5 protein-coding genes and 1 pseudogene are annotated in these 7,876 nt (G+C 70.6%); 4 read left to right on the forward strand and 2 right to left on the reverse strand.

The window, feature by feature from the left end; genetic code table 11:
* Nucleotides 1-127: 127 nt before the first annotated feature.
* Nucleotides 128-427, reverse strand: a pseudogene (locus EHS43_RS48895) (AAA family ATPase); the annotation flags it as partial.
* 400 nt (nt 428-827) lie between these two features.
* Here EHS43_RS48895 and EHS43_RS07210 point away from each other — a divergent pair.
* The 3 genes from EHS43_RS07210 to EHS43_RS07220 all read left to right on the forward strand — a co-directional run bounded on the left by EHS43_RS07210 (nt 828) and on the right by EHS43_RS07220 (nt 3,173).
* Nucleotides 828-1,799, forward strand: coding sequence for an ATP-dependent DNA ligase (locus tag EHS43_RS07210; protein ID WP_260470428.1), 972 nt, complete (start codon nt 828-830; stop codon nt 1,797-1,799).
* 203 nt (nt 1,800-2,002) lie between these two features.
* Entirely contained in the window at nt 2,003-2,683 is a 681-nt protein-coding gene (locus EHS43_RS07215; protein WP_125189692.1) for an HNH endonuclease family protein, read from the forward strand.
* 286 nt (nt 2,684-2,969) lie between these two features.
* On the forward strand, nt 2,970-3,173 hold the full coding sequence (locus tag EHS43_RS07220; RefSeq protein ID WP_097276311.1) for a cold-shock protein: 204 nt from the start codon (nt 2,970-2,972) through the stop codon (nt 3,171-3,173).
* Between the two features lie 314 nt (nt 3,174-3,487).
* On the opposite strand, the gene EHS43_RS07225 is transcribed toward EHS43_RS07220, so the two are convergent.
* Nucleotides 3,488-4,396, reverse strand: coding sequence for a Ku protein (locus EHS43_RS07225; RefSeq protein ID WP_125189693.1), 909 nt, complete (start codon nt 4,394-4,396; stop codon nt 3,488-3,490).
* 203 nt (nt 4,397-4,599) lie between these two features.
* On the opposite strand from EHS43_RS07225, the gene EHS43_RS07230 reads away from it, so the two are divergent.
* The coding region (locus EHS43_RS07230) for a DNA polymerase III subunit alpha (RefSeq protein WP_148104023.1) at nt 4,600-7,876 on the forward strand (3,277 nt) is incomplete at its 3' end.

The following is a 7,876-nucleotide window of genomic DNA, read 5'->3' on the forward strand; positions in this document are numbered from 1 at the left end:
CTGATCACGGCCGCGTATCCCTCGCCGGCCAGCAAGGGCAGCGCCGCCGTGATCGCCTCATGCTGGCGGAGCACGTCCGTTTCCGGGACGCGGCGCTCCCGCAGGCCCTGTCGCGCCAGGCACACCTCCAAGGGCTCCAAAGCACCAGGAGGACCGTCTCCAGGCCGTGCGCGGCCGCGATCGCGCGGGCCATCTCGCGCCGCTCAGGCTGGCAGTGGGTTCCGTCCACGACGGTTGGCGTACCGGCGGCGCAGTGCCGGGCCAGCTCCCTCCAGGCCCGTTGCAGCGCCAGGGCGCTGACCGCCTCGGTGCCGGTGTCTCCGGCGAGCTGGCGCTGATGAGCGTCGTAGGAGACGACCACGGCCCCGGTCACCGCCGCCAACGGCCCGGCGAGGGTCGACTTCCCGGCTCCCGCCGCCCCCATCATCAGCACGCACCGGCCGGCCACCAGCTCGGGGACTGACAGACCTGCTCTCCGGCGAGACGTACAGCAGAAAGTCGAGACCACCACACAGACCACTTCAGGGCCTCGTTCGCTCAACGCAGCAGGGCTCGCGCCCGGGTGGCGCGGCCGTACCGCCGCGGCCGCGCCACCCGCGCACTTCCTGCTGGCCGTGCGGCAGGGCCAGCAGACAGTTCGTTGTTCAACGCAGGGGCACCATTCAGGCGCTGGTTGATCGACGGGACGTGCGGCCGTTTTCTCCTGGTGGTGGAAACCACGGCTGGTGACGTGCAGGTGGAACGGCGCCACAGGGCATATGGCTCCGACTGCCGTGATGCGAGTTCCAAGCGCAGGGTCGCAGTGGAAGGGATGGCCCGTGACCTGGATGCCGCCGGAGCCGATGCTGGCCACGCTGACCCCGTCGCCGCAGCTCAAGGCGGGCTGGGCGGCTGAGCCCAAGTGGGACGGATTCCGGGCCCTGCTGTCCGTCGATGCGGGCCAGGTAGTGCTGCGCTCCAGACGCGGCACCGAGATGCTTCCGGCGTTTCCGGAGATCAGAGCCGGGGCCCGGCAGCTGCCGGACGCGACCGCGCTGGACGGCGAGCTCGTCGTATGGGATGCCGCAGGACGGCTCGCCTTCGAGCAGTTGCAGTTGAGGCTTCATCGGCGCGGTGCCGGGGCGACCCGGGTGGCGGAGGAGTGGCCGGCCCACTTCGTCGCGTTCGATGTGCTGCGGTTGTCCGGGACCGATACGACCAGTTGGCCGTATCGGCGGCGCAGGGCCGCGCTCGAGTCTGTGTTCGCTGCCCGCCAGCTGTCCGCCCCGTGGGTGCTGTGCCCGTCGACCACCGATCCGGACAGGGTGCGCGAGTGGCTGACGTGGGCGTCGGTCGGAATGGAAGGTGTGGTCTTCAAGCGGCTGGACGGCGTGTACGAGCCGTCGGTCAGGCGCTGGCAGAAATACAAGATCCTTGAGACGAGCGAGGCGATCGTCGGCGCGGTCACCGGTTCCCTGACCGCACCCAGCAGCCTGCTGCTCGGCAGGTACGACGATGACGGCCGCCTGCAGTACACCGGCCGCACCACCACTCTCGCCCGAGCGGCGAGCGGCGTGGTCGCCGGCCTGCTCGTTCCGGGCCGGCGCGGTCACCCCTGGACAGGCTGGTCGTTCTCCGCCGGGTGGGGAAGCCGGAAGACGTTGAACGCCACGCTGGTGGAACCCGAGCTGGTGGTGGAAGTCGCCATCGACGTCGCGCGTGACGCCTCCGGCCGATGGCGACACCCCGCGCGCTGGCACCGTGCGCGCCCGGACCTCTCCTCTGGCGACGTTCCACGCTGGACGTCACCGCCGCAGTGACGGCGACGCAGCACAGAGGTTCCGCCCCGTGTGCGACAGCGGTGAGTGGGCCCGATGTCCGGCCGCGTCCGTGCCGCTCGTCCGGCACCGATGTCAACCGGGTGATTGGACGGAACGGTTCGGCGGTGAAACCGTTCAGCCAACCGGTCGACAGTGAGGCCTGATCGCTGACGGGCCCGGTCGCTGACCGCTTTCCTGCCGCTGTGATCAAGAACTTGCTGCGCGTCTTCGCCGCGCTCTCCCTCTCCCTCACCCCGCTCGCCGTACCCGCCTCAGCGAACGCCGTCCCGGCCGCCGCGGCCGCGCAGACCTTCCCGCTCTCCTACGCGATCGGCCAGATCCCCCTCGCCGAGGAGTCCCGCGCCGGGTACACCCGCAACAAGTTCAAGCACTGGAACACCGGCCTGGACCCGGCCGACGGCTGCAACACCCGCGCCGAGGTCCTCCTGGCCGAAGCGTCCGAGGCGCCGACCGTGTCGGCCGGCTGCAAGCTGACCGACGGCGAGTGGCTGTCGTACTACGACGAGCAGGAAGTCAGCGACCCCGCCAAGCTCGACATCGACCACATGGTCCCCCTCGCCGAGGCGTGGGACTCCGGCGCCTCCACCTGGAGCGCCGCACGGCGCGAGGCGTACGCCAACGACCAGGACGCCGCCACCAGTCTGGTCGCGGTCACCGCGCGGACGAACCGCCAAAAGGCCGACCAGGACCCGAGCGCCTGGATGCCGCCGGCCCCGACCGCCACCTGCCGCTACCTCGCCGAATGGACCGCAACCAAGCTCCGCTGGGGTTTGACCGCCGACCAGAGCGAGATCGACACCATCAACGTCTACGCCGGCGGACCGTGCCAGATGACCGTCGTCCACTACATCCCGGCACCGTAACGCCGACCCATGCTGGGGACGCGGCCCCGCCGCTGTCCCCTCCCCCGGTCATCTGCGGCGTGTCCCCCGGTCATCTGCGGCGTGCAAAGCGGCGCATGCGGGCGCGACCTCGGGACCGGTGGTGCCCAGGGTCTCAGCTGGCGTGAAGCAGGCGGGCTCGGCGTGTGGTGTCGGCCGGATAAGCCGAATGATCGGGGGTACAACGGCTGCAGGCTCGTGCGGTTGCAGGGCCAGAACAGGCCCGGAGCCACGGGCTGTTTTCAGGTATGAACGAAGGATCGACGGTATGGCCAGCGGCACCGTGAAGTGGTTCAACTCCGAGAAGGGCTTCGGGTTCATCGAGCAGGACGGCGGGGGCCCGGACGTTTTCGCGCACTACTCCGAGATCGCGGGCAACGGGTACCGCGAACTGACCGAGGGCGAGCACGTGACCTTCGACATCGGCCAGGGACAGAAGGGGCCGCAGGCGCAGAACATCGTCCGCGGCTGAGCGGGCGCGCTGGGGTAGGCGACTGACCTGTTCGGCAGCCACCTCACCCGCCGCGCACCACGAGCTGCGCGTAGGGGCGTACGTGCGTGGTCCTGACCAGAATTCCGGTCAGGACCACGACCGTGCTTGTGGGAGTGAGGGGTGGTCGCCTACGCGGCGAAGGGCTCTGCGGGGCTTCAGCCGAACGATCGTCCCCGCAGGCTACAGGTGAGGCCCGGGGACACAGTCCCCTTCACTCCCACGCTCCCCATAACCGCCCCAGCCGGGCGGACATTCCCTCCGGCACCAGCCTCTGTGCGGCTGGCCATGTGCGGTCAGGCGCTGCGTGATCGGCGGGCAGCCGTCTTCTTTGTGGTCTTCTTCGCTGCCGCCTTCTTGGCTGGCTGCTTCTTCGCGGCCTTCTTCTTCGGCATCTCGTGGACGTCGGCGTCGGCCTCTTCGCCGCGTGAGGTCTTGGCCTGCTGGACGGACGCGGTCAGGGCAGCCATGAGATCGAGGACCTTGCCCGGCTGCTCGGGCTCCGGGGCGTCGGGGAGCGGCTTGTCTTCGCGTTTCGACTCGATGATCTTTGCGAGGGCGTCGGTGTAGGTGTCGGTGAACTCGGGTCCCTCGAGGTCGTCCTGGCTCATGCGGTCGATGAGGGCGAGCGCCCCGTCGAGCTCCTCCTCCGAGACCGTCTCGTGCGGTGGGTCGACAGCGGCCGGGTCGCGGACTTCGTCCGGCCAGCGCATCGCGTGCAGCACGATCGCATCCTCGCGCAGCCGCAGCAGGCCCAGGCGTTCCCGCCCGGACCAGGCGTATTTGGCGATCGCGACCTTCGACGACCGGGCCAGGGCCTGGCGTAGCAGCTTGTATGGCTTGGCCGCCACCTGTCCATCGGGCACGAGGTAGTAGCCCTCGGCGATGCGGATCGGGTCGATGGACTCCAGCGGCACGAAGGCCTGGATCTCGATGGCTTTCGCGGTGGGCAGCGGCAGGTCCTTCAGCTCCGCGTCGGAGATGGCGACGATCTGGTCCTTGGCGTACTCGTAGCCCTTGCCGATCTCCGACTGGGGGATCTCGCGGTCCTCCAGGTCGCAGATCTTGCGCACCCGCACCCGGCCCATGTCCTCCAGGTGGTACTGGTGGAACTGGATCGAGTGGTTCTCGGTCGCGGACGCGACGTGGATGGGGATGGTCACGAGACCGAAGCTGATCGCGCCGGACCAGATCGTTCGGGGCATGGCAGACCTCCGCAGTACGCCCCGAGCCCTCCCAGCCTAAAAGCACCACCCACACCAGGCACCCGAACGGCAGCCTGAACGGCAGCCCAACTACGCACTCGAACATATTTTCGGTTTTCGGTTATGGTGGAGACCTGGAGGGACACGCGTCAGGGGGAGGGGCGAACGAGAGGCAGGAGGTGTAAAGCGGTGGATTTACTCATCTGCACGTCGCCTCCGGCTACTCCGCCCGCTATGGCGCCTCCCTCCCGGGCGCCCTGGTACAGCGGGCTGCCGAGCGCGGGATGACGACGCTCGCGCTGACCGACCGGGACACCGTCGCCGGCACGGTCCGCTTCGCCAAAGCCGCCGCGGCCGCCGGTATACGCCCCCTCTTCGGCGTGGACGTTGCCGTCGCCCCGCTCACGTCACCCGACCCGACCGCCGGACGGCCGCGTACGCCCGTGCGCGGTGGCGCGCACGTGGTCGAGCCACCGTTGCGGATCACCCTGCTCGCGCAGAGCGCGGCCGGGTGGGCACGGCTGTGCCGTCTGGTGTCGGCCGCGCACGCCGCGGCCGACGGCGCGGCCCCGGTGGTGTCCTGGCCCACCTTGCGCGAGTTCGCCGACCAGGACCTTGTGGTGCTGCTCGGTCCGGCCTCCGAACCGGTGCAGGCCCTGTCCGCCGGCCGCCCTGATGTCGCCGAGCAACTGCTTGCACCGTGGCGGGACCTCGCGGGAGAGCGGCTGCGGCTGGAGGCCGTGTATCTGGGCAGGGAAGGCACCGGTGCGGGCTCACTGCGGCTGGCCGCCCGCACCGTGGGCCTGGCCGACCAGCTCGGCGTGCCTGCGGTGCTGTCGAACGCGGTCCGCTACGCGGACCCTGTCCAGCATCGGCTGGCCGACGTGCTGGATGCGGCCCGGCTGCTGCGGCCCGTCGACCGCCGGCGCCTGGACGGCGGCGAACGCTGGCTGAAGGACCCGGCCGCCATGGCGGCGGCCGCCGACCGCATCGCCCGCGCCGTGGGCGACGACCGCGGCCGGGCGGCGCGCCTGCTGGCCGAGACCGAGGCCACCGGACAGTCCTGCACCCTCACCCCGGCCGATCTCGGGCTCGGACATCCCCACTTCCCCGAGCCCTCCGTCGTCGGCGCGGGCTCGGAGCGAGGGTCAGCGATGCGGCTGCTGCGGCAGCGGTGCGAGACCGGAATGGTCGCCCGCGGCCTGGACACGGACGAGCGTGCCGTACGACAGCTCGACTACGAGCTGGAGGTCATCGGCCGGCTGGGCTTTGAGGGGTACTTCCTGGCCGTGGCCCAAGTCGTCGCCGACACCCGGGCGCTGGGGATCCGGGTCGCCGCGCGCGGCTCCGGAGCCGGCTCCATGGTCAACCACGCGCTGTTCGTCGCCACGGCCAACCCGCTCGAACACCGGCTGCTGTTCGAACGCTTCCTGAGCGAGCGGCGCACGTCGCTGCCCGACATCGATCTCGATGTCGAGTCCGAGCGGCGCCTGGAGGTGTACGACGCGATCATCGAGCGGTTCGGGCGGGAGCGGACCGCGGTCACCGGTATGCCCGAGACCTACCGGGCCCGGCACGCGCTACGCGATACCGGGCTCGCCCTCGGGATTCCGCCACAGGTCGTGGGCGAGATCGCCAAGAGCTTTCCGCACATCCGGGCCCGGGACATCCGCGGCGCCCTGGCCGAGCTGCCGGAGCTGCGGCAACTCGCCGCCAGGGCTGAGAAGTTCGGGCCGCTGTGGGAGCTCGCCGAGGGCCTGGACGCGCTGCCGCGCGGCTACGCGATGCACCCGTGCGGCGTGATCTTGTCGAACGCGGCGTTGCTGGACCGGCTTCCAGTACAGCCCACCCCGGCCGGCTACCCGATGGTCCAGGCTGACAAGGAGGATGTCGAGGATCTCGGTCTACTGAAGCTCGACGTGCTGGGCGTGAGGATGTTGTCATCTATGGCGTACGCGGTCGCCGAGATCCGCCGCACGACCGGGCGCCTGCTCGATCTCGACAACCCCGATCACGTCGACCTGAACGACCGGCGGGCCTTCGAGATGATCCGCGCGTCGGACACCGTCGGCCTCTTCCAGCTCGAAAGTCCTGGTCAGCAGGATTTGGTGGGCCGTCTGCAGCCGCGGCACATGCAGGACGTCGTGGCCGACATCAGCCTCTTCAGGCCCGGCCCGGTCAGCGGTGGCATGCCGGCTCTGTTCATTGCCGCCCGGCACGGCGCGGCGCCGCGGTACGCGCACCCGGACCTGGAGCCGATCTTGTCCGACACGTACGGCGTGGTGATCTGGCATGAGCAGATCATCGCCATCCTGTCCCGGATGACCGGCTGCGACCGAGCCGCCGGCGATGTCGCCCGGCGTGCCCTCGCCGACCCCGACCGGCTGCCCAAAGTCGAGGCCTGGTTCCGTCGTACGGCCGGGGAGCGCGGCTATGCCAAGGACGTGCTGGACGAGGTGTGGGAGACCGTCTCCTCTTTCGGCGCGTACGGCTTCTGCCGGGCTCACGCGGTCGCCTTCGCCGTTCCCGCCCTCCAGTCCGCGTACCTGAAGGCACACTTCCCTGCGTACTTGTACGCGGGACTACTGGAACACGATCCGGGGATGTGGCCACGCCGGGTCATCGTCGCCGACGCCCGCCGCCACGGCGTCCCGGTGCTGCCCGTCGACGTCAACCACTCCCGCGGGCAGCACAGTGTCGAGCAGACCGTACACGGCTGGGGGGTGCGCCTGGCGTTCTCCACCATCAAGGGCATCAGCGAGACGGAAACCGCGCGCCTGATGGCCGGTCAGCCCTACACCGGGCTGCAGGACGTGTGGCTGCGGGCCCGCCCGTCCCTGCCGCTCGCGCAGCGGCTGATCCGCATCGGCGCCCTCGACGCGCTCTCCCCCGGCCTGACCCGGCGGGACCTGCTGCTGCAGGCCACCGAACTGCACCGGCAGTCCCGCAACCGCACCGCCGCCGACGGACAACTGCCACTCGGCGGCGAGCTCGTGACCGCCGCCCCGAGCGGCCTGCCGGAGATGACCAGCCGCGACAAGCTCGGCGCCGAACTCGACACCCTCTCCATCGACGTGAGCCGGCACCTGATGGAGCACCATCACCGGCTGCTGCGCGAGCTCGGCGCCACCGACGCCGCCCACCTGCGCAACCTGGTGCCCGGCCAGAGGGTGCTGGTCGCCGGCGTGCGGGCCTCCACGCAGACACCGCCCATCCCGTCCGGCAAGCGCGTCATCTTCACCACCCTGGAGGACGGCTCCGGCCTGGTCGACATCGCCTTCTTCGAGGACTCCCACGAGAACGTCGCACACACCGTGTTCCACTCCGGGCTCCTGCTGGTGCGCGGCACCGTCGAGGCGCGTGGTCCGCGCCGCACGGTCGTCGGCGAGATGGCGTGGGACCTGGACGACGTGGCCGCCGCCCGCCGCGACCACGGCCCCCAGGCCGCCCTCGACCTCCTCGGCCGCACCGGCCCGGCCC

Origin of the sequence: Streptomyces sp. RP5T (assembly GCF_003933965.1) — a bacterium.
GTDB lineage: Bacteria > Actinomycetota > Actinomycetes > Streptomycetales > Streptomycetaceae > Streptomyces.

Excerpts from the sequence above, each read along its gene's own strand:
- EHS43_RS07210 (WP_260470428.1), top strand. The coding sequence starts at position 828 with ATGCCGCCGGAGCCGATGCTGGCCACGCTGACCCCGTCGCCGCAGCTC.
- EHS43_RS07220 (WP_097276311.1), top strand. The coding sequence starts at position 2,970 with ATGGCCAGCGGCACCGTGAAGTGGTTCAACTCCGAGAAGGGCTTCGGG.
- EHS43_RS07225 (WP_125189693.1), bottom strand. The coding sequence starts at position 4,396 with ATGCCCCGAACGATCTGGTCCGGCGCGATCAGCTTCGGTCTCGTGACC.